This is a genomic window from Metasolibacillus meyeri (assembly GCF_003049505.1).
Lineage (GTDB): Bacteria > Bacillota > Bacilli > Bacillales_A > Planococcaceae > Metasolibacillus > Metasolibacillus meyeri.
In genome coordinates, this window is sequence record NZ_PYWN01000077.1 from 19,860 (window position 1) to 42,184 (window position 22,325).

21 protein-coding genes and 1 other annotated feature are annotated in these 22,325 nt (G+C 36.0%); of the genes, 18 read left to right on the forward strand and 3 right to left on the reverse strand.

Annotated features, from left to right (window positions below):
• Window positions 1–47: 47 nt before the first annotated feature.
• From C9J34_RS12135 to C9J34_RS12190, 13 genes are all read left to right on the forward strand, one after another.
• Window positions 48–1,334, forward strand: coding sequence for a YcaO-like family protein (locus tag C9J34_RS12135; protein ID WP_193768987.1), 1,287 nt, complete (start codon window positions 48–50; stop codon window positions 1,332–1,334).
• A gap of 12 nt (window positions 1,335–1,346) precedes the next feature.
• Window positions 1,347–2,141, forward strand: coding sequence for a SagB family peptide dehydrogenase (locus tag C9J34_RS12140; protein ID WP_107840139.1), 795 nt, complete (start codon window positions 1,347–1,349; stop codon window positions 2,139–2,141).
• A gap of 28 nt (window positions 2,142–2,169) precedes the next feature.
• Window positions 2,170–2,328, forward strand: a complete 159-nt coding sequence (locus C9J34_RS21975) for a hypothetical protein (protein WP_193768988.1) — start codon at window positions 2,170–2,172, stop codon at window positions 2,326–2,328.
• Between the two features lie 75 nt (window positions 2,329–2,403).
• Window positions 2,404–3,993 (forward strand): ABC transporter ATP-binding protein, encoded by a 1,590-nt coding sequence (locus C9J34_RS12145; protein WP_107840140.1) that lies wholly within the window; start codon window positions 2,404–2,406, stop codon window positions 3,991–3,993.
• A 16-nt stretch (window positions 3,994–4,009) separates the two neighbouring features.
• Entirely contained in the window at window positions 4,010–4,993 is a 984-nt protein-coding gene (locus tag C9J34_RS12150; protein WP_193768989.1) for a BtrH N-terminal domain-containing protein, read from the forward strand.
• On the forward strand, window positions 4,966–5,493 hold the full coding sequence (locus C9J34_RS12155) for a site-2 protease family protein (RefSeq protein ID WP_193768990.1): 528 nt from the start codon (window positions 4,966–4,968) through the stop codon (window positions 5,491–5,493). Before C9J34_RS12150 ends, C9J34_RS12155 begins: the two co-directional genes overlap by 28 nt.
• 374 nt (window positions 5,494–5,867) lie before the next feature.
• A complete protein-coding gene (locus C9J34_RS12160) occupies window positions 5,868–6,287 on the forward strand; it encodes a hypothetical protein (protein WP_107840143.1) in 420 nt (139 codons plus the stop codon).
• Window positions 6,288–6,541: 254 nt separating this feature from the next.
• The gene (locus tag C9J34_RS12165; protein ID WP_338016213.1) at window positions 6,542–7,819 is read left to right on the forward strand and encodes an MFS transporter; all 1,278 of its coding nucleotides are present in this window, start codon (window positions 6,542–6,544) and stop codon (window positions 7,817–7,819) included.
• Between the two features lie 203 nt (window positions 7,820–8,022).
• Window positions 8,023–9,066: an ABC transporter ATP-binding protein gene (locus C9J34_RS12170; RefSeq protein ID WP_107840145.1), complete on the forward strand. Its 1,044-nt coding sequence runs from the start codon at window positions 8,023–8,025 to the stop codon at window positions 9,064–9,066.
• Window positions 9,041–10,015, forward strand: coding sequence for an ABC transporter ATP-binding protein (locus C9J34_RS12175; protein WP_107840146.1), 975 nt, complete (start codon window positions 9,041–9,043; stop codon window positions 10,013–10,015). Before C9J34_RS12170 ends, C9J34_RS12175 begins: the two co-directional genes overlap by 26 nt.
• Window positions 10,016–10,082: 67 nt before the next feature.
• The gene (locus C9J34_RS12180) at window positions 10,083–11,675 is read left to right on the forward strand and encodes an ABC transporter substrate-binding protein (RefSeq protein ID WP_326124287.1); all 1,593 of its coding nucleotides are present in this window, start codon (window positions 10,083–10,085) and stop codon (window positions 11,673–11,675) included.
• A 198-nt stretch (window positions 11,676–11,873) separates the two neighbouring features.
• Window positions 11,874–12,878 carry an ABC transporter permease gene (locus C9J34_RS12185; RefSeq protein WP_107840147.1) on the forward strand — a complete coding sequence of 335 codons (1,005 nt, stop codon included), beginning with the start codon at window positions 11,874–11,876 and terminating at the stop codon, window positions 12,876–12,878.
• A gap of 14 nt (window positions 12,879–12,892) precedes the next feature.
• Window positions 12,893–13,786, forward strand: coding sequence for an ABC transporter permease (locus tag C9J34_RS12190; RefSeq protein WP_107840148.1), 894 nt, complete (start codon window positions 12,893–12,895; stop codon window positions 13,784–13,786).
• Between the two features lie 80 nt (window positions 13,787–13,866).
• On the opposite strand, the gene C9J34_RS12195 is transcribed toward C9J34_RS12190, so the two are convergent.
• Both C9J34_RS12195 and C9J34_RS12200 read right to left on the reverse strand, forming a co-directional pair.
• Complete coding sequence (locus tag C9J34_RS12195; protein WP_107840149.1) at window positions 13,867–14,958, reverse strand: FUSC family protein; 1,092 nt, start codon at window positions 14,956–14,958, stop codon at window positions 13,867–13,869.
• Window positions 14,959–15,293: 335 nt separating this feature from the next.
• Window positions 15,294–16,580: a glutamate-1-semialdehyde 2,1-aminomutase gene (locus C9J34_RS12200; RefSeq protein WP_107840150.1), complete on the reverse strand. Its 1,287-nt coding sequence runs from the start codon at window positions 16,578–16,580 to the stop codon at window positions 15,294–15,296.
• Between the two features lie 119 nt (window positions 16,581–16,699).
• Between C9J34_RS12200 and bcp the strand changes: the two genes are divergently transcribed.
• The 4 genes from bcp (at window position 16,700) to C9J34_RS12220 (ending at window position 20,796) form a co-directional block, all read left to right on the forward strand.
• Window positions 16,700–17,170 (forward strand): thioredoxin-dependent thiol peroxidase, encoded by a 471-nt coding sequence (bcp, locus tag C9J34_RS12205; protein WP_107840151.1) that lies wholly within the window; start codon window positions 16,700–16,702, stop codon window positions 17,168–17,170.
• Window positions 17,170–18,114 carry a D-2-hydroxyacid dehydrogenase gene (locus tag C9J34_RS12210; RefSeq protein WP_107840152.1) on the forward strand — a complete coding sequence of 315 codons (945 nt, stop codon included), beginning with the start codon at window positions 17,170–17,172 and terminating at the stop codon, window positions 18,112–18,114. The genes bcp and C9J34_RS12210 overlap by 1 nt, the downstream gene beginning before the upstream one ends.
• A 261-nt stretch (window positions 18,115–18,375) precedes the next feature.
• Window positions 18,376–18,822, forward strand: coding sequence for a peroxide-responsive transcriptional repressor PerR (perR, locus tag C9J34_RS12215; protein ID WP_238600640.1), 447 nt, complete (start codon window positions 18,376–18,378; stop codon window positions 18,820–18,822).
• Between the two features lie 115 nt (window positions 18,823–18,937).
• Window positions 18,938–19,175, forward strand: a binding site (T-box leader).
• A gap of 49 nt (window positions 19,176–19,224) precedes the next feature.
• Window positions 19,225–20,796 carry a 2-isopropylmalate synthase gene (locus tag C9J34_RS12220; RefSeq protein ID WP_107840154.1) on the forward strand — a complete coding sequence of 524 codons (1,572 nt, stop codon included), beginning with the start codon at window positions 19,225–19,227 and terminating at the stop codon, window positions 20,794–20,796.
• A 47-nt stretch (window positions 20,797–20,843) separates the two neighbouring features.
• Here C9J34_RS12220 and C9J34_RS12225 read toward each other — a convergent pair whose 3' ends face one another.
• Entirely contained in the window at window positions 20,844–21,188 is a 345-nt protein-coding gene (locus tag C9J34_RS12225; RefSeq protein WP_107840155.1) for a YgzB family protein, read from the reverse strand.
• A gap of 141 nt (window positions 21,189–21,329) precedes the next feature.
• Between C9J34_RS12225 and C9J34_RS12230 the strand changes: the two genes are divergently transcribed.
• Window positions 21,330–22,232, forward strand: a complete 903-nt coding sequence (locus C9J34_RS12230) for a nucleotidyltransferase-like protein (protein ID WP_107840156.1) — start codon at window positions 21,330–21,332, stop codon at window positions 22,230–22,232.
• Window positions 22,233–22,325: the final 93 nt, after the last annotated feature.

The window sequence follows — 22,325 nt, forward strand, 5'->3', positions numbered from 1 at the left end:
ATTTTATAAATTTTTGTCTTGAAAGTTACAGAGAGGTGAGATTCGTTGTGGATTTAAAACAGGTAAAAACAGAATTATACAATGACAAAACAGGGATTATACGCAGAATAAATAAATTAAATACACCTGTAGGGGCAGTACCTTTATGTGCTGTTGTGGTAACGGGTAATCCTGTTATAAATGATAAGTTAGAAACCATTATTGATAGCAGATATCCAGGTTTAGGCTTTGATTTTGAAGATTACGAAAAAGCTGAAATTCGTGCTATTGGTGAATTTATTGAACGATATGCATCTACAGTAATACCCAAGAAGCTACTCAATAAAGGTTCGTACACCGATTTAACAAATTCAAATTTAAATGCAATGGATCCATTAACTATTACTAGAATAAGGGATGAGGATTTACTTAAATATCAAAAAAAAGGATTAGAGTTATCTAAAGATACAGAGTTTTATTGGATTGAAGGTTTTGATGAATTGAAAAATATTTCTGTATGGGTGCCAACAGATCTTGTTTACTTATTACCTAATCAACATAATTCTTTTCCTATACGAGATATTATTTCAACTGGATTAGCGACAGGGCCGACTTTGTTAGATGCAAAAATCAACGGTCTGTTGGAATGTATCGAACGCGATGCCATTGTGATTATGTGGCAAAATAAAATTTCCTTTCCTAAAATAAAATTAGACTCTATAAAGAGTGACTTAGTAAAGAGCAAAATAAAGTATATGAATCAGCAAGGCTTAGATGTTGTTATTTTAGATATCAGTACGGATATACCTATTCCTGTTTACTTTTGTATTATTAAAAATTCATCGATACCTTATTTTTCAGTTGGGGCAGGTGCCCATTTTAAAGATGAAATAGCATTAGAAAGTGCTTTTAAAGAAGCGATAACAACATATAATGGGAATGTTATCCGTTCTTTTAATTCGGATTCAACATTTAATATGCCTATGGATTTAGGTTCGTTTAAGGATATGGATGAACATTCAGATTTATATTCTGACAATGATTTTAAAGATTCTTTGATTTTTTTAGAACAAGGGGAAGAAATAGATTTTACTGCAAAAGACAACCGCATAACAACTTATACGGAACTACTTGCTCATTTGATAACTTTGAATATCGACTATTTCACAGTTGATCTTACTACTAGGGATTTGAAGGATGCAAGCTTACATGTAGTTAGAAGTATCACGCCACAACTTGCCTATTTAGAATGTAGTTTACCAATGTTAGATTGCTCTCGAATAAAAGAAGTACCTAAAAAATTGGGCTATAAAGTAAATAATGAGTATAATACAATGCCCCATCCATTTCCTTGAAAGGAGACACAAATGAAGAAAATTCAATTAGATGAAGATAGCACTCTAGCAAAGCAATTCCATTTGAATACTAAGTATTACCCTGGAAAAATAAAAAAGCAACCATTCCCTTTATATAACCATAGTTTTCAGAAGAAGCAAGTATATACAAATAAAATAGTAGATATACCTTTATTAAATGAACGAAAGGATTCTCTTTATCAGGCATTAATGTCTAGAAAGTCATATACGCAATTAGGTATACAAATTCCTATTTCTTTAGATGTAGTTTCAGTGCTTCTTCAATTAACCTATGTAGGCCGAAATAAGAATACTAATTTTATTACTACTGTGCCTTCAGCGGGTGGAATTTATAGTGCTAGTATCTATTTATTTGCATTTAATATTACAGGTATTGATGCTGGTATTTACTACTGGAATCCATTTGAGAAACATCTAGCTTTATTAAGGAAAGGGAACTTTAGAAAAGAATTTCAAACTGGTATTGTTGATATAAACAAAAAGGATGTTAGCAACTGTACATTTGCAATTGTACTAACCACTGATATAAATAAAATTTGTAGTAAGTATGAAGATCGAGGATATAGATTAGCTTTACTTGACATCGGATATATTTCTCAAAATTTATATTTAGTAAGTAGTCATCTTGATGTTGCCATCAGAGCAATAGGTGGTTTTTATGATGACCTTATTTCTGCAATGATTCCTAATAACACAGACGATGTAATGTTAGTACATTTGTTTGGTAAAGAAGTCCTATCTGATGAAGAACAGTTAGGTTTGAATACCGAAGAATACTTTCATTAAGTTGTGATATTGAAAGGAGGTGAATATGATGTTTAAAATCGAAGTTGAAGAACGTGGTGTAAGTCCTATTTCATCAGAAGAAAATGGAGTCGGCGTGATGTCTAACCCAGATTCAACTCCTGCCCCAGACAAAGGAGGGTGTGCTGCGTGTTGTGTTGCATGCTGCACGACTTGCTCAACTAAATAAAAATACTTAGAAATTCAAAGTAGGAATAGAAATCATATATAGATTTTTATTCCTATTCTACGTAGGAGTGGCGATATGTTTTCTTTTCTTTTGAGATATTATAATCAATATAGATTAAAAATTGTTTCTTTATTTGTAATATCGCTAATATTATCCTTAGCTATGTCTCTGGTGCCGTTATTTATTGGAAATCTAGTAGATAGTTTTATGAGTAAAAAATTCGCAAGTGAAATTTACATATATATCCTAGTGTTATCATTATTATTTATTTTTTTGAATGTTATTCAACCATTACTTTCGATTGATATTGTGAATGGTATTAATTATCATGTGCGAACAGATTTAATACAAAATTTAAAACATAAACAGGTAGAGGATTTAACTAATAATCAAAGTAAAATCGTACAAACTATTATTAATGATATACCTCATTGTCAAAGTATTTTAATTACTACTCTATTTAATTTAATTATTCATTCTTTTACATTTATTTGGGTTGTATTCATTTTATTTTCTATGAACACAAAGTTAAGTTTAATAATCCTATCGTCTATTCCCTTGTACATATTTATCTATCTAGTTTTCGGAAATAAATTAAAAATGGTGAGTGAACAGTATTTGAATGCAAGAGATTACACATCTATGAATATTCAAAATATTTTATCGAATATAAAGATATTAAAACATAATTTAAATAAAGAAGATACCTTTTTTACACATTACGATAGAGGTTTGAAGGATATCTCTTTTTGGTATTACAAACATGGTATTATAAACACAATTATTAAATTTTTGTATATTTTTTTACAAATCTCAATCATTATAATTGTGATATTTATGGGATGGCAACTAATCGGAAGTGGAGAAATTTCATTAGGTGTTTACATTTCTTTTATTTTGTATATTTTCAATTTTTTCTCACCTATTCAACAATTAATCAGTTTATTGATGGGTTATAAAACCTCTCTAGTTTCGATTCAGAGAGTTTATAATTTATTCCATTTACCTAATGAAAGGGATGAGGGTAGCCGTAGTACTACAGAATTCAAACACAGCCCTATAGTTATAGAAAGTTTTAGTAGACCCTATTTGAGTAGTAAAAGGACAGAATCTAGGTCATTTGTGATGAATTCGGGTGTATTGAATTTTCTTGTTGGTGAAAATGGGGCTGGTAAAACAACTCTTTTTAACGCAATAAATCGTTATATTTCCATAGAAAATCTGGTGATTACAATAGGAGGAAGGGATATTAATACCTTTCCTCTAGAAACTTTAAGAGATAATATTAAGGGTTTATATCAAGAAGTTCAAGTTGTGAATAATGAACTCTCTGTTTTTTTTACTAAATATGAAGAAGTAAAGTTAGAGTTAGCTTCGCCATTAAGGGAGTTTATTGAAAATCATAGTGACAAATTTGAAAATAAACGCTCATTTGAGAAATTGTCAGGAGGACAGAAACAATTATTTTGTTTTATCAACGTACTATTAGACAAACCTAAAGTTCTACTGATAGACGAAGGGTTCTCCAACATGGATATAAATATAATAAAAGATTGTATAACATTATTAAATCAACTTAAACATGAAATGGTGATTGTTATTGTTTCACACGATACATCATTACAAACTATTTGTGACACATCAAATGTGCTTTATTTTGATTAAGAAAGGAACAAATGAAATGAATAGTATAAAAGATTTTCCCATTCAAACGGGTAAACATTGTGCAACAACGGCCCTTTCAGAAATCATGAAATTCAACGGTTATAATTTATCAGAACCAATGATTTTAGGGATTTCCAATGCTTTAAACTTTATTTATTTGAATCCATTCCATGAACAATATTCTCGGTTAGTTTTTACACGCTCCCCTATGTTGGAATATGATTTCTTCAAAAATATTGGGATGAATTTTAAATGGCATAAAGACAGCCCTCTTGATTATCAAAAGATTACAGAATATATTGATAAGAATATACCCATCCTTGCATTAACAGATCCATCAAAGTTGGACTTTTTTGATGTATCCATACCGAGTGCTGCAAGTCATACGCTAACAATTATCGGTTACGACACAACAGATAGAAGTTTAAAGATTTCGGATATGATAGGTAATCAAGTTTTTTCTTGTGACTATGAAAGTTTTTGTGAAGCCATGAAAATAAAGAAAACGCCTTTTTATGTAAGTAATATATGGGGAGTAGTAGAGAATATAGACATATCACAAAGTATGGAGGAGCTCATTTTAAAGGGAATGAAAAGTAATGCTTTCAAAATGCTACAGCCTGCTACACATCATAGTGGGATTGCTGCCATAGTGAAACTTAGAGAGGAGCTATCAATGTGGGCATATTTGAATAACTATCGTTTCCTTTGTGCGCATGTATATAGTTCGATTGAAAAAATAGGAACTGGAGGAAGTGGTTTTAGAAATCTATATATCAAATTTTTGAAAGAAGCCTCTATGATTACATCTGAAATGGATATGACAGGCTTAATAAATAAAAAAATACATGTAGCTTCTTTATATAAAGATATCAGTAAATATTTCTATTTAGAGTCGAGGGATAATGGAAAGAGCTATATTCCTCAAATCCAACAGCTCCTATCCAATTTAATCGAGGAGGAACATAAGTTTTGGGAGGAGGTTTCGAACAGTATATGATAGATATTTACAACTTCTATTATAATACGGCTTTCATGAGTTTTTCGGAATCTATTTGGACACTACTATTGGGACTTTTATATCTGCCAATAGCTATTTTAATCCATGAATTAGGGCATGCTTTATTTGGTACGCTTGTCAAAGTGAAGATAACAGAAGTGAGTGTAGGTACTGGACAATCCTTATTTCAGTATGGAAGATTTAGAGTTAGGAGAAATTTGCTAAAGGGTTATTTTAAGTACGATGCGTCTAATCCTCTTACTACATATCAATCAATACTTCTCGCATTAGGTGGTATTATCGCGAATCTTGTGACGGCAACAGCGGTGTGGATATTGGGAGATATAGCCTATGCAGATTGGTATCGCCCTTTTATTCTGGTTTCTTATAGTATGGCAGTAGTTAATTTATTTCCTTTTAAAATGAAAAGAGAATCCGAGCTTTATGATAGTGACGGGTTAATGGTTTTTAAGTCAATTAAATATGCGATGAAACGCTAATACAATTTTGGTGGATTAGCGATAGTACTAAGATTTATATAGGAAAATATGATTTAGTAGAAGGGGCTATCTCTCTGAACAGGGACATGGACGCTATTAATAACAGTTGAAAAAATTTGCACTAAGAATTGAGGATGAAGAGGAAAACGATAGGCACATCAAATACCCTTAGTCCTCAACCAATTTTAAACTTTTTCTCCATTTAGTTTATCAAAAGTACGCTGTCGCCGCTTATAGAGAAATATATTTGTGACCTTACTCTTTTGTTTTATTGGCTTCGTCCATTTGATGAGTACTGTTATGGTTTTATTATATATAAAGGAGATACAGCTGGGAAAAGACCCTAAGATGAAAATAAGAGAGGGAAGTATTGAGTGAGGAGATTAGTTGTAGTTTATTTAGCTATACTCATTGTGCTAGTTGGCTGTCAAAAAGAAGAAACTATTTCTTTGGATCAGGTGTTAAGTGCTTTGGTGGAACAAGAACTCCATCTAGAGAAAAGTAAAGTGAGTAAGGGTGACACCATTTTTGGCGCAAAACTTTATGGAGAAAAACCGAAAACATACCTTTTAAATAACAAATTTTTCTATATTTTTATTTATGATTCAAATGCTGATCGAATTGAAGCTTTAAATAAATTTAAAGAGAAAACCGCACTAATGAATCTACTCTCTTTTAGTATATATGAAAAAGACAATATGTTGATTTTTTATGTATATGAAGATCATGTAATAAATAAAAATATAGAAATCGATGATGCTATTAAAGAGGCATTAAATCATCTTGGAGGTTGAATGAATTTTAGCTGTTGTATCTATGGGGAAAATTAGCTAAGAAATAGTTGTGAGCAATTTTTTTAGATTAGTTCGCAGGATGTTTTGGATATTGAAAAAGAGTTTGGGACATGTTGTTCCAAACTCTTTTTCGATAGACATAATTTACCAATTCAATAAACTGATTTTATAGATTGATTAATCAATCAAAATACAATAAAATGAAAATTGATTAATCAATCAATTTTGAGGTGGGGTGTTGTATTTTGAAAGATATGGTGAAATTGAAAAAGGTAAAATATCATTTATGGGCATTTCCAATAAGCAAATTAACATCGTCGTTTGGAGCACTTGTTTATGCGTTTGCAGTAAGCTTATATATTTTACAGCAGACGGGATCTGCTACAAGTTTTGCGTTAAGTTTAATTTGCAGTGCTATGCCTCGTACTTTAGTTGCGCCATTTGCGGGGTATGTAGCTGATAATTATTCAAGGAAAATGATTGTGCTGACAGGACAAACGGTAATCACCCTAGCGATTGCGGGATTGCTTACAGTTAGTTTGACGATAGGATTATCTCCTTTAGCGATATACATAACGACGGTTATTACATCTATTGCTTCTCAATTTGTGAGCATCGCATTGAGTGCATCCATTACAAGACTTTTTGATGAAGCAAATGTCCAAAGAGCGATGTCCTTTAATCAAATAGCTATTTCTTTATCTTCAATCGGTAGTCCTATAATTGCTGGTATATTATTTGGCTATATGCCAATGTCTATGTTTCTCATTCTCTATATGATGGCTACAACGAGTGCAGTTTTGTTAAATTCAACGATGGATTTCCATTTATTTGCGACAAAAAAGGAAGAAAATCTGAAAGAATCGATGTGGCAAAGTATGAGAATGGGCATTGCTTATTTGAAATCACAGCCAATCATCATGCCAATGCTTTGGGTTGTCTTTGTTAATAATTTTTTATTTGGCGCATTTAACGTAGGTTACTCTTACACGCTCATTGAAATTCTCCAAATGCAAACACAGCATTTCGGGTTGACAGAGGCGGCATATGCTGTAGGGATGTTGTTGATGTCCATTTGGTTATCGGCACCAAAAAGGGCAGTGAAATTTCCTGTGTTAGTGGCGAAGCGTTGTATGCTTTGCATGGGCATAACGATGATGGGTGTTACACTCCCTTTATTTTTGGATGTATCTTATATAATGATTGTTATCTACTATATAGCTCTAATGTTTGCTATTGGCTTATTGGAGCTCTTGGTAAATATACCGTTACAAATAATGCTACAAAAATCTGTTGACGATGAGTTTAAAGGACGTATTTTTTCCATAACAGAAACAATGTCAATGGCGTTGATGCCGCTTGGAAGCGTTGTTTATGGCTACCTTTATGATATGCTTCCTGCACAATGGGTATTTATTATTTCAAGTTTGTTGTTAATGAGCGCTGTTATTATTTTAATAAAACCTTCTTTTATTCGACAGGCACATCCAGAGTTGAATATTCCTAAAAAATCAAAGCTATCATGGCGGTAAATATGAAATATGAAATCTCAAAAGGGGGTTTCATATTTTTTTGTAGAATAATAATTGCAGAATTTTCTGTACTTTGAATGAAAAATCGAATATATTATTAAAATAACTAACTATTCAAAATAATGAAATCACTCTCAAAGTGGTTTTGCAGTTACTATTTTGCATATTTTTCTCTTTATTTTTGAGAACAAGGGGGCAGCTAGATGAGCCGAAAACAAATTCTTGAAGTGAAAGATTTAGAAACGAGTTTCTTTACAGACGATGGAAGAATCGCCGCCGTCGATCATATTAGCTTTTCTGTAGAGGAGGGTGAAATTCTAGCTATCGTAGGAGAGTCAGGTTGTGGTAAAAGTGTTACTTCGCTATCGATTATGGGACTAGTGCCAAGTCCGCCAGGTAAAATTACAAACGGTGAAATTTTATTGGATGGTAAAAACTTGGCTACCCTTACCGAAAAAGAAATGCGACAAATTAGAGGAAGAGATGTTGCCATGATATTTCAAGAGCCAATGACATCTTTAAATCCATTATTCACAATTGGAAATCAAATGACAGAGGCAATACGAATTCATAATAAAAAATGGACGAAGAAGCAAATCAAGGAACGTACAATTGAAATGCTGAGGTTAGTAGGCTTACCGCGTGCGGAGGAGCTAATAAAAGAGTATCCTCATCAGCTTTCTGGCGGGATGAGGCAAAGAGTGATGATTGCGATGGCTCTTGTTTGTGATCCAAAAGTATTGATAGCAGACGAACCTACGACTGCTTTAGATGTAACAATTCAAGCGCAAATTTTAAAGCTAATGAAAGACTTGAATACTAGGCTGCAAACAGCAGTTTTATTAATTACACATGATTTAGGCGTTGTAGCTGAAACATGTGAGCGTGTTGTCGTGATGTATGCGGGGCAAATTGTAGAGCAAGCACCTGTTCAAGAAATTTTTGAAAACCCGCAGCACCCGTATACAAAGGGACTTATTCAGTCGGTACCAGATATGCGTTATAAAAAAGATGCATTATACTCCATCCCAGGTAATGTACCGAAGCCGGGCTCCATACAAGAGGGCTGTCGCTTTGCACCACGTTGCGAATATGCCTTCGAACGCTGTAGTGCCGAAAACCCCGCACTTTATAGCAAATCGGATGTACATACAGCACGTTGCTTTTTACTAGATTTAGAACATGAAGCAGTGCTTCACGCGGAGATGGGGGGGCAGGTCGATGACGAACGTATTGCTGAAAGTTGAGAATTTGACGAAATATTTTCCAATTCGAGCAGGTATGTTAGCCCGCAAAGTCGGAGATGTCAAAGCAGTCAACGGTATATCATTTGAAGTTTATGAAGGTGAAACATTAGGTATTGTAGGAGAATCTGGCTGTGGCAAATCAACAACAGGTCGCGTTATTATGCGTTTGCATGAACCGACAGGTGGCAAGGTCACTTTTGATGGTGTGGAATTAACCGCATTATCAGGCGAAGAGATGCGCAAAGCCAGACGAGATATTCAAATGGTGTTTCAAGATCCATATGCATCATTGAATCCACGTCATACGATAGAAAAAATTTTAGAAGAGCCTTTAATCGTACACGGTATCGGTACACCTGAGGAGCGTAGACGTAAAGTCATTGAGTACTTAGAAGTGGTTGGCTTGAGCGCATATCATGCGAAGCGTTACCCACACCAATTTAGTGGTGGTCAACGTCAACGTATTGGCATTGCGAGAGCCTTGATGACAAATCCGAAGTTAATTATTGCGGATGAACCAGTATCAGCACTTGATGTATCAATTCAGGCACAAGTTTTAAATTTAATGCAAAAGCTGCAAGAAGATTTAAAACTAACATATATTTTTATTGCACATGATTTAGGTGTTGTTCGTCATATTAGTGATCGTGTTGGCGTGATGTATCTTGGCAGCATGGTTGAATTGGCGAATAGTGAAGACTTATACGCCGAACCGTTGCATCCTTATTCGCAGGCATTGTTATCTGCTGTGCCAATACCTGATCCTAATTATGAGCGAGAGCAAGTAATTTTAACAGGGGATATCCCAAGCCCTGCAAATCCACCGACGGGTTGTACATTCCATACACGCTGCCCGATGGCTATGGATGTTTGTAAGCAGCAAATTCCGCAATTCAGGGAAGTTAAAGCGGGTCATTCTGTTGCCTGTCATTTATATAATGATAGATAACGATGATATAGATATAAAACATTTAGGAGGGGTTCATTTGAAAAAGAAGTTTTGGCTACTCGGTTTTATGTTATTAGCACTTTCTATTTTTTTAGTAGCATGTGGTGCTGATGAAGGAAATGAAGATAACGGTTCATCAACAAATAAAGATAGTACAGATGGCGGTAAAGAAGGAACTTCAAAGCCTCAAATTTTAGTATTTGGTCGCGGGGGCGATTCGGTATCTTTAGATCCAGGAACTGTAACAGATGGTGAATCATTTAAAGTAACGCAAAACCTTTTTGAAACATTGTTAAACTTTGGTGAGCAGGATACAGCAATTCATCCTGGTTTAGCAAAAGAGTGGAGCATTAGTGATGATGGTTTAACGTACACATTCCAGTTACAGGAAGGTGTTAAATTCCATGATGGCACAGATTTTAATGCAGAAGCAGTAGTGAAAAACGTCAATCGCTGGAAAGGCGGTACAAAGGACGATTTCTATTACTTCAACTCAATGTTCAAAGCTGAAGGTCAAGATATTATTACAGATGTAAAAGCTGAAGGGGATTATACAGTTGTCTTCACATTATCTCGTCAGCAAGCACCGTTCCTTAAAAACCTTGCAATGAGCCCGTTCGGCATTGCATCTCCAACTGCATTTGAAGCAGCAGGTGATAAATTTGGCGATCAACCAGTAGGAACAGGGCCGTTTAAGTTTGCAGATTGGAAGCGTAACGATTCGATTACAATTGAAAAATTTGCTGATTACTGGCAAGAGGGGCTACCAAAGCTTGATAAAGTTATTTTCCGTTCAATTCCAGATAATTCAGCACGTTTGAATGACTTAGTGGCAGGTAATATTGATTTAGCAGACGGTATTAATCCGTCTGATGGAAAAACAATTGAAGGTGATGCAAAACTACAATTAATTGAACGTCCATCAATGAATATTGGCTATTTAGGTTTAACAAGCACACGTAAACCATTTGATAATAAATTAGTACGTCAAGCAGTCAACTATGCAATTGATAAGCAGGGAATTGTCGATGCGTTCTTTGAAGGGCGTGCACAAGTGGCGAAAAACCCAATGCCACCTTCAATTAGCGGCTATAACGATGATATTACAGGCTATCCATATGATCCAGAAAAGGCAAAAGCTTTATTAGCTGAAGCAGGCTATGATGGTACACCAATCGAGCTATGGGCGATGCCTGTGCCACGTCCATATATGCCAGATGGTGCAAAAGTAGCTGAAGTTATTCAAAAAAATCTTGAAGACATCGGTATGCCTGCAAAAATCGTCACATATGAATGGGCAACGTACTTAGATAAAGCGAAAAACGGTGAAGCAGATGCGTTTATGCTAGGTTGGACAGGGGATAATGGAGATGCTGATAACTTCATTTATACATTATTAGATGAAGATAATATTGGCAGTAACAACTATTCATACTTCCAAAATGCAGAAATGCACAAATTATTAATTCAAGCACAGTCTGAAACGGATGAAAATGTGCGTATCGATTTATACAAACAAGCACAAGAAATTATTCATGAGGAAGCACCGTGGGTTCCATTAGCGCACTCAACGCCATTACTTGCTGCAAAAGCAGAAGTAAAAGGCTTTAAAGCGCACCCAACAGGCTCTGATAAATTATTAAATGTGTCAATTGAATAGAATTTAATAAATAAAGAAAGGGCTGTCGAAAAAGATCCTATCTTTGCCGATAGCCCAATCTTCAATATTAAAAATCTGCTAGAAGCGATATGTTTCTAGAGTAGTCTATCGACATTCATGCGAGGAGCTGTCTCACAATAACTTTTCAGACAGCTTTCTTTTTTCTAACAACAAGATTTTATAGAGAGGTGAAGAATCATGCTTCACTATATTGGCAAACGTTTATTGCACTTAATACCCGTTCTACTTGGAATGACATTCATTGTATTTTTAATTATTCGAGCGATTCCTGGTGATCCAGCACAAGTAATTTTGGGGCAACAGGCAACAGCTGAAGCGGTCGCTGCATTGCGCGATAAGCTCGGCTTAAATAATCCTTGGTACATACAATACTTTGATTATTTAAAAGGTATTTTAACTGGCGATTTAGGCGAATCGTTACGAACGAGACAGGAGATTGTTACAGAGGTGTGGCCATACTTAGCTGCGACATTTGAACTTGCCATTTTTGCAATGATTATTGCAGTTATTGTCGGAATGAATGCAGGGATTATTTCAGCGTGGTTTCAAAATTCATGGTTCGATTATATTGCGATGGTAATAGCGCTAATTGGTGTATCTATGCCAATTTTCTGGTTAGGTTTAATGGAACAATGGATTTTTAGTGTTCAATTAGGGTGGCTACCAACGTCTGGGCGTGAGGAAGTACGTGACCCAGTGGCAGCAATTACGCATTTATACTTATTTGACACTTTGTTACAAGGTCGTTTTGATCAATTTATTGTAACGATCAAGCATTTAATTTTACCTGGTTTTGCGCTTGCAACAATTCCTACTGCGATTATTGCAAGGATGACGAGAGCTTCTATGTTAGAAGTAATGCGCTCTGATTTTGTACGCACTGCACGTGCAAAAGGGCAAAAGATGTTTGTAGTTATTTATAAACATGCATTAAAAAATGCGTTAATCCCAGTGTTAACAATTGTCGGTCTACAAACAGGGATGCTGTTAGGTGGAGCAATTTTGACAGAAACAATTTTTAGTTGGCCAGGTATTGGACGCTATATTTACGAAGCAATTGGCTATCGTGATTATCCTGTAATCCAGTCAGGCATTTTAATCGTGGCCTTCTTATTTATTATGATTAATTTAATCGTTGATATTTTGTATACAGTGATTGATTCAAGGATTAAATACAACTAGGAGGAGGGGAGAATATGTCTGAAATTGCATCAAAAACGAATATTAACATGGTACAACAAGACCAAGTTGTTGGTCCTTGGAAAGAGGCCTGGCGCAGCTTCCGCAAAAATAAATCCGCGCTAATTGGAACAGCTATTGTCATATTTTTCATCCTTCTAGCAGTGATAGGTCCATGGATTGCACCACAAGGCATTAATGATCAAAATTTATCACAGCGCTTATTGCCACCATCTAAGGAATTTTGGTTTGGCACAGACGATTTAGGAAGAGATATTTTCTCGCGTATTTTACATGGTGCGCGCATTTCTTTAACGGTAGGTTTCTCGGCAGTCATTATCTCGGCAACAGTAGGTAGTTTTTTGGGGATTATTGCAGGCTATTATGGAAAATGGATTGACACGATTATTTCGCGTATTTTTGATATTATGCTAGCATTTCCAAGCATTTTATTGGCAATTGCGGTTGTATCGATTTTAGGTCCATCTTTACGTAACGCTTTAATTGCTATTGCCATTATTAATATACCGAGCTTTGGTCGTCTCATTCGCTCACGTGTATTATCAATCAAGGAAGAGGAGTATATCCATGCAGCGAAAGCGATAGGTATGAAAAACTCGCGTATTTTATGGCGGCATATTTTACCGAATTCGATGACACCTGTTATTGTTCAAGGAACATTAGCTATTGCGACGGCGATTATCGAGGCGGCTGCATTAGGATTTTTAGGTCTAGGCGCTGAAGCACCACAGCCTGAATGGGGAAAAATGCTTGCAGATGCCCGTATTTTCTTATTGAATGCACCATGGGCAATGATTTTCCCAGGTCTTTCGATTATGCTGACAGTTGTTGGCTTTAATTTAATGGGCGATGGCTTGCGAGATGCACTTGATCCGAAAATGAAGAGCTAACTTCAAGAAGAGTATAAATAATGTGCGTAAAAGAAAATAGGAGGACGGAAAAGATAATCCCTTTTCCGTCCTCCTTCTTACTAATAAAATTCTGTCTCTAAATCCATATTTGCTTCTTCGCCATGGTAGCTTCGATAAGATATGATCAATTTATCTAAATGCTCCAAGTTTTCCTCGTAATCTAAAATACGCGATAAAATATAAAGGAGATGGTAGCTTGAAAACTCCTCTTCACTCTCCGATTCCTTTGCGATTGTAATTTGCTCAATAAATAAATCCATCACTTCAGTGCGCTGTAAATGTTCCTCATGTCGTACCCATGTTGAATGGTCTGCACGTAATTTCCCAGTAAATTTTAATAACAGTTGTTCGTGATAAGTTAATAATAAATCAACACGCTCTTGAATTAATATTAAAATGGGTTCAGGTAAATTGGATAATTCATTTTCATGTTTATGCAGGCGTTGTAATAGCTCCAAGCTTTTTTTAGATGTTGTAATCATTTGGCGATAAACAACGAGCTTTCTTGCCTTTACATATTTTTGATTTTTTAAATATCTGCGCTCTTCTTTATAAAGGTCGTATAGTACATCGATTTGAGCTAGACGCGATTTTAATTTCGTTAAAGCGGTTTTTGTCGATGTATGCTCGCTTGCTTGGCGAACAGCGAGACGAGTCCAACGAATAATATCATCCTGCATGGAATTGATGCTTGTAAATAACTTAATTTCATAGCGCGGAGGTAAAAATACAAAGTTAACAACGAATGATGCAAAAACCCCAACCATCACTGTAGTAAACCGAATAAGTGCAAAAGTTAAAAAATCGTCTCCTTGAAACTCCATAATTGCTACAACTGTAACAAGGGCAAGCGTCAATGATTTTTCGAGATTTAATTTCATCGTAATCCCAATTACAAGTATTGCTGCGATACCGATAGCAACTAAATGATGGCCGAAGAGCAGCCCAAATACAACAGCGACAACAGCTCCAATCAAGTTACCCTGTATTTGCTCTAAAATCGTTAAATAAGAGCGATAAATCGACGGCTGAATCGCAAAAATTGCTGCAATCCCAGCGAATACGGGGGATGGCAAATTAAATAATTCAGCTAAAAACAGCGCGAAAACGATAGCGACACCAGTTTTTAAAATGCGAGCACCGAATTTCATATTGGCAAACCCCTCTTCTCAAAAAGATGAAAAATCTTTCTCTATCAATTACACCTCGGCAAAATCCCTGATATCCGCCGGAGGCTTAACTTAAATCAGCAGGTTTATTTTGTATCGAAAGCGCAGAAAACATTGCGGCTGTCGCTGCGCTTTTGCGCAGAAAACATTGTACCTGCCGCTTTGCTTTCGGTACATAAAACATTGTACCTGCCGCTACGCTTTCGGTACATAAAACATTACTGAATTAAGTTAAATTATCTTTTTGTTTGCAAACTTTTCATAACAAGCAGTGTAATATCATCATTAGAAAATATGGGCATCAGCCGCCAGTCTTTTTAAAGCTGTGAAAAAGCGTAATCAACTGCCGCAATTGTTTCCGTAATATCCTCTTCTGTATGTTCAGTTGTTAAGAACCATGCCTCGTATTTAGAAGGAGCTAAATTGATACCTTGTGACAGCATAAGCTTGAAGAAGCGTCCAAAAATTTCACCATCAGATTTTTCCGCTTGCTCATAATTTACTACCTTTTCATCTGTAAAGTAAATAGTTAATGCACCTTTTAGACGATTTACTGTAATTGTTATATTATGCTTCTTTGCTGCCTCTAAAATGCCTTGTTCCAAAATAGCACCGAGGCGATCCATTTCCTCATATATACCTGGCTGTTTTAACACTTCTAAACAGGCGATACCTGCTTGCATAGAGGCAGGGTTCCCAGCCATCGTACCTGCTTGGTAAGCTGGACCTAATGGGGCAACTGTCTCCATAATCTCCTTTTTACCACCATATGCACCGATCGGTAGGCCACCGCCAATGACTTTGCCTAGTGCCACTAAATCAGGCGTTAAACCAAGCATGGTATGTGCCGCTCCGTAATGGAAGCGGAATGCAGTAATTATTTCATCATGAATTGTTAAAGCGCCATATTGTTTTGCCATTTCATGCACAAGCTCTAAAAATCCAGGTTTTGGTTCAACGATGCCGAAATTTCCAACGATTGGCTCAATTAAAATACCTGCAATTTGCTCGCCCCAGCGCTCCATGGCATGTTTGAATGCCTCTGGATCATTGAATGGTACTGTAATAACCTCTGTCGCTACACTCTCAGGTACACCGGCAGAGTCAGGTGAGCCTAATGTTGCTGGACCAGAACCAGCTGCAACTAATACTTGGTCAAAATGTCCATGATAGCAACCTGCAAATTTAATCATCTTCGTGCGTCCAGTATAGGCGCGAGCGATACGCACTGTCGTCATGACTGCTTCTGTACCGGAGTTGTTAAAGCGCACTTTATCCAATGTTGGTATGGCTTCTTTTAGCATTTTAGCAAATGTAACTTCATGTTCCGTTGCTGTACCGAAAAGCACACCTGTTTCAGCTGCATGTGCAATGGCCTTTGCGATATATGGGTGTGCATGCCCTGTCACGATTGGACCATATGCTGCTAAATAATCGATGTAGCGGTTGTCATCGATATCGTAAAAATAAGCACCTTTTCCGTATGCCATTGCGACAGGTGCTCCGCCACCGACCGCTTTATAAGAGCGTGATGGGCTATTTACACCACCGACGATATGTTGTAATGCTTCTTCATGCAAAGCTTCTGATTTTGTATATTTCATTTTTGTTCCTCCAAATAATTTGATTCACCTCTATTGTAGACCGAATTTTCTTTTCGTGCCAAAGAATTTGAAAGGAGAAGCAGAGTTCGGTACGATAGAGAAAAGAAGGAGTGGTGACAGTGACATTATTACATAAAGAAGCACCGAATTTCACACTGGAAAATGAACATGGTCAGCCTGTGCAACTAAGCGATTTTTTAGGTAAAAATATTGTACTTTATTTTTATCCTAAAGATATGACACCAGGCTGTACAACAGAAGCGTGTAATTTTCGAGATGCATATGCCGATTTTTCAGAGCTAAATGCAGTTATTTTAGGGGTCAGTACAGATGATGCAAATAGGCATACGAAGTTTATTGAGAAGCATAACTTACCTTTTTCATTGTTAGTAGATAGCGATCATACTGTAGCGGAAGCATATGATGTCTGGGTGTTGAAAAAAATGTATGGTCGAGAATTTATGGGAATTGAGCGTTCGACCTTTTTAATTGATGAAAAAGGAATCGTAGTAAAGGAATGGCGCAAAGTGCGTGTGAAAAATCATATTGAGGACGTTTTAACATTTTTACGTGATGGAGGCAAAGAATAATGCAAATATATTTTACGTTCGAACCGAGAGAGGATTTGCGAAAGCCTTTAATAGCTGAGTTTCCAGAAGTGAATTTTGTTTTTGATGCGAAGCTACGTGAAGAACAATTGGCGAAAGCAGATATTGTCTTTACATACGGTGAAGATTTAACAGCAGAAAATATCGCACTCGCTAATAATTTGCAATGGATTTTTGTTGCGTCAGCGGGGGTAGAAAAAATACCTGCAAAAGCGATTGCTGAGCGAGGAATTTTCGTTTCAAATGTACGTGGCATTCATAAAAAGCCAATGGCGGAATCGGTGCTAGCACATATTTTAGCATTGAAGCGAGGATTGCCTTTTATTTATGAACAGCAAAAAAAGGGTGAGTGGAATAAAAAGACGAGCCTTTCAGAATTAAATGGCTCCACTGCCTTAGTTATTGGTCCAGGAGCAATTGGAGCAGAAATTGGCCGTATTTTACAAGTATTTGGTGTTTATACAATTGGTTGTAATCGTAGCGGACAGTCGGTAGAATCAATGGATGAGACACATATGATTGCGGATTTACACAAACATTTGCCGAAAGCAGATATTGTTATTTCAATGCTACCAAGCACAGATGAAACAAAATATTTACTAACGTATGAGCATTTCGAATCGATGAAAGATACAGCGATTTTCATGAATTTTGGACGAGGTAATGTAGTAAAAGAGACTGAGCTAGTACGCGCTCTTCAAAATAAGCTAATTGGACATGCTGTTTTAGATGTCTTTGAGGTAGAACCATTACCAAATGCAAGTGAGCTATGGAAGCTAGACAATGTAACGATTTCGCCACATTTTTCTAGCCATTCATCTCGTTATGTTGAACGCGCGCTTGAAATTTTTAAACCGAATTTAAAAAAATGGGTAGCTGGTGAGCGTAATTTAGAAAATAAAATAGATTTATTACGTGGCTATTAGTGCTAATTGAGAATAGATAAATATTAAATGAGAAATTTCAATATACATTGTACAAATATTTGAAATTATCTCTATATTAGCTAGTAGCTATAGATGCATGCTTCTGCGGTAGTCGCACAATCATGCGACTATCTTTGGTGCAAGGGCGTGTGTGAAAAGAATTTTTCATACACGTCCTTGTTGACAGAATACGGTTGAATTCGTTACACTATTTATAACAATTATAAATTAATAATTATGTATGAAAAGAGGTGCATGGCGATGTCTAAAATGCATTTAAACACTGCGCTAGACACGTTAAAGGCTACTGGTGTAAGGATTACTCCACAACGTCATGCGATTTTAGAGTATTTAATTCAGTCAATGAATCACCCGACCGCAGATGATATATATAAAGCGCTTGAAGATAGGTTTCCAAATATGAGTGTCGCAACAGTTTATAATAATTTGCGCGTATTTCGTGAAGTAGGTCTCGTAAAGGAGCTTACTTATGGGGACGCAGCAAGTCGATTCGACTTTGCAACAGGCGATCACTACCATATGATTTGTGAAACTTGTGGTAAAATTGTGGATTTCCATTACCCAGGCTTAAACGAAGTAGAGCATTTTGCTTCACATGTGACAGGATTTAAAGTCAATTCACATCGTTTAGAGGTGTATGGCACTTGTCCAAGCTGTATGCAAGACCAAGGAAAAAAAGCTTTATAGAAAAGACTGTCCCAATGAATTTTGGGACTTTTTTTATTGATTCAATAAAAAATTAAATTTTCTAAAAATATTGACAAATGTATTTGTGTCATATACTATGCTACTTAACAATAAATTTTAAGCATTGAGTGGAAATAGTAAAAATGCCCGTGTACTTGAAGAGAGCTGATGGTTGGTGGAAATCAGCAGACACACATTTTGAACTCGTCCATGAGCTATTCCCTGAACTTGTAGTAAGGGCAATCGGATTCCTCCGTTAGCAGGATAGGCAGTTTTAGCTGCTGATAAGATGGGCTTTTCCGTAATGGAGAAGTCAATTAGAGTGGTACCGCGAGTATAAACTCGTCTCTATTTATTAGAGACGGGTTTTTTATTTTTTTAATAAAAAAGGAGTGTTGGAAAATGAGCAGAAAAATTTGGGTGTTTGATACGACATTACGTGACGGGGAACAAGTGCCGGGAGCTAAGTTAAATTTATTTGAAAAAGTAGAGATTGCACAGCAGCTTAAAAAACTAGGTGTTGATATTATTGAAGCTGGTTTTCCGGCATCTTCTCAAGGTGACTTTGATGCCGTAAAAGCGGTTGCTGAAAGGGTAGGGAATACAAGTGATATTATGATTACGGCATTAGCGCGCGCGGTGAAAGCAGATATTGATTCAGTCTATAACGCAGTAAAATATGCGGAAAATCCGATGATTCATATGGTGTTAGGTACATCAGATATACATGTAGAAAAAAAATTCAGCAAATCAAAAGATCAAATTTTACAAATTGGTGTGGATGCCGTCAAATATGCAAAAACTTTGTTACCACAAGTACAATATTCAACAGAAGACGCTTCGCGATCGGATTTTGAATATTTATGGAACACAATTGAAGCAGTTATGAAGGCTGGGGCAACGATGATTAACGTACCCGATACAGTAGGTTATGCGGAGCCTGAGCAATGGGGAGAAATGATTGGTAAACTTGCATATCGCATGAAAAATACAGATGATTCTGTACTGCTATCTGTACACTGTCATAATGATTTAGGTATGGCGACAGCAAATACTTTAGCAGCAATTAAAAATGGAGCCGATAAAGTGGAGTGTACAATCAACGGCATTGGTGAGCGAGCGGGTAATGCAGCATTAGAAGAAGTTGTTATGGCAATTAAAACACGTGGAGATATATATAACGTACACACCAATATTAATACGAAGGAAATTATGAATACATCTCGTCTTGTATCGAGCTTTATGGGATTGGATGTGCAAGTGAATAAGGCAATTACAGGGGACAATGCTTTTGCTCATTCATCAGGTATTCACCAAGATGGTTTATTAAAATCGCGTGATGCTTACGAAATTGTTCACCCAGAGGATGTAGGGCTAGAGGACATGGAATTAGTGTTAACTGCTCGCTCTGGTCGACATGCAGTGAAAAATGCGCTTGAAAAACTAGGGTTTACGAACCTTTCAGCAGATGAATTTGAAGGCATTTTCGAAGGGTTTTTAAAGCTAGCAGATGCGAAAAAGGAAGTATATGACCATGATTTATATGTCATTGTTGAAGATTATTATGAAAAGCATAATGCAAATCATGCGAATGCAACACATTATAGTGAGCAATTTTTCAGCTTTGATGATTTGCAAGTCGTCAGCAATGCAAGCTTCCCATCAGCAAGTGTAAAGGTGCATAAAGGTGAGGCAGTGTTTAAATCGAGTGCGGTTGGCTCAGGTCCAATTGATGCGCTTTACTCTGCCATTGCAAGCATTACTAATATCGATGTGAAGCTTATTGAGTACAATATTAATAGCGTATCACGTGGTCAAGAAGCGTTAGGGAAAGTAAAGATTACAGTAGAGCATGCAGGGGAAAAATTCATTGCGAAGGCTGCTGATACAGATATTTTAAAAGCAAGTGCACTCGCTTATATTAATGCAATCAACAGCATTATCGTCTCAAAATTTATACCTGTAGCAAATTAATCTATCATTAAAAAGCCAGCGGGAATTTTTCTCACTGGCTTTTAGTTTTATTTCTTCTTATTGTATGTTTGATCAAATTCTTTACCTTCTAGCGCAGGGTCTAAAGTTAACGGCTCATTACAGTACATACACATATCTACACGACCTAATACTTTCGTATATTTACCACAGCCTGGACAAACAACTTGTACTGCACGGGTTGATAATAAACCAATCCAGCCGTAAACGACAACGCTACCGAGCATACATATTAATCCTAGCGTCATAAAAATGATAACTAAAATTGGATTTTCTCTAAAGAAAATAGCTCCATACATTACAACAAACCCAATAAAGATGAGTGCTAATGCAAATGAGCGAATTTTATTTATTTTATTTTGATATTTTTTCATAGTAATTTGCCTCCCTAATCACTATAACATACAATGAAATTATTTTAGAGTGAGAATATATAAAATTGAGAGGGTTTCTTACAATTGCTGTCGAAAGAACACTATAATAGAGTGTAAATTATTGTTTGGAGGGAAGTATATATGGAGCAAATTTTACGTCCAATTTATCAGGAGCGTGCAAGTCACCCAGACACGCTAGGTATTATTTTAATAAATAGAAAAGAAGATGCACTAAATCTTACGAATGCATTTGATTCCGTACTTCTTATTATTGTGAAGGATCAAGAATGTTCAATCTTCACAAAGCATTATATGTACGGTGATAAGAAAATGGTCATGCATATATTAACGGAGAAGCGTTTGAAAAAATGGTTGTTTGTAGGCTCACATAAGCGATTAGTGGATTGGCTGTTCTTCGGGAAAATCATTTTTGACCGTAATGAATTTTTATATAAGCTTCGTTCAGAATTGCAAGAATTTCCGTTTTTTGGCCGTAAAATTAAAACGGGTATTCAATTTAGTAAACTAATCCGCCGCTATTTAGAGGGAAAAGAGTTTTTTGAAAGTGGGAATTATTTAGATTCCTATAGCCATGTTGTCGAGTCACTGCATCATTTAGGTCGATTATCGATTATTGACAATGGTTTATATCCAGAGGTAACAGTTTGGTCACAAGTGAAAAAAATTGAGCCAGCTATTTATAAACTATATGAAGAGCTAGTGATGAGTGATGAAAGTTTAGAGAAGCGTCTAGAGTTGCTATTTTTAGCAATTGAATTTTTAATTAATTCACGAACACAAGATGCAGCCCAACATATTTTAGAAATCATGCTGACACAGCCATCATGGACGATTCAACAATTGCATGAACAGGAAGAACTATCCCTGTACTCTACGGAGTTAGAAGTGTTTGTAGAATATTTAGTAGAGAAGGAATATATTTTAGTAGAGCCTACTTTAGCAAAAAGTGAATCAGTATTCCATCGTAATTATGTAGTTGATCGACAGTTTGTAGAAAGTAAATATAATCTAGGTAAGATATAATTGCTTTTAATATTTCTATTACTTACTATATACTGAAGTGACAGGTTAAGTTAAGCAAGCATGCTATTATAGATCTGTCTCTTATACACATCT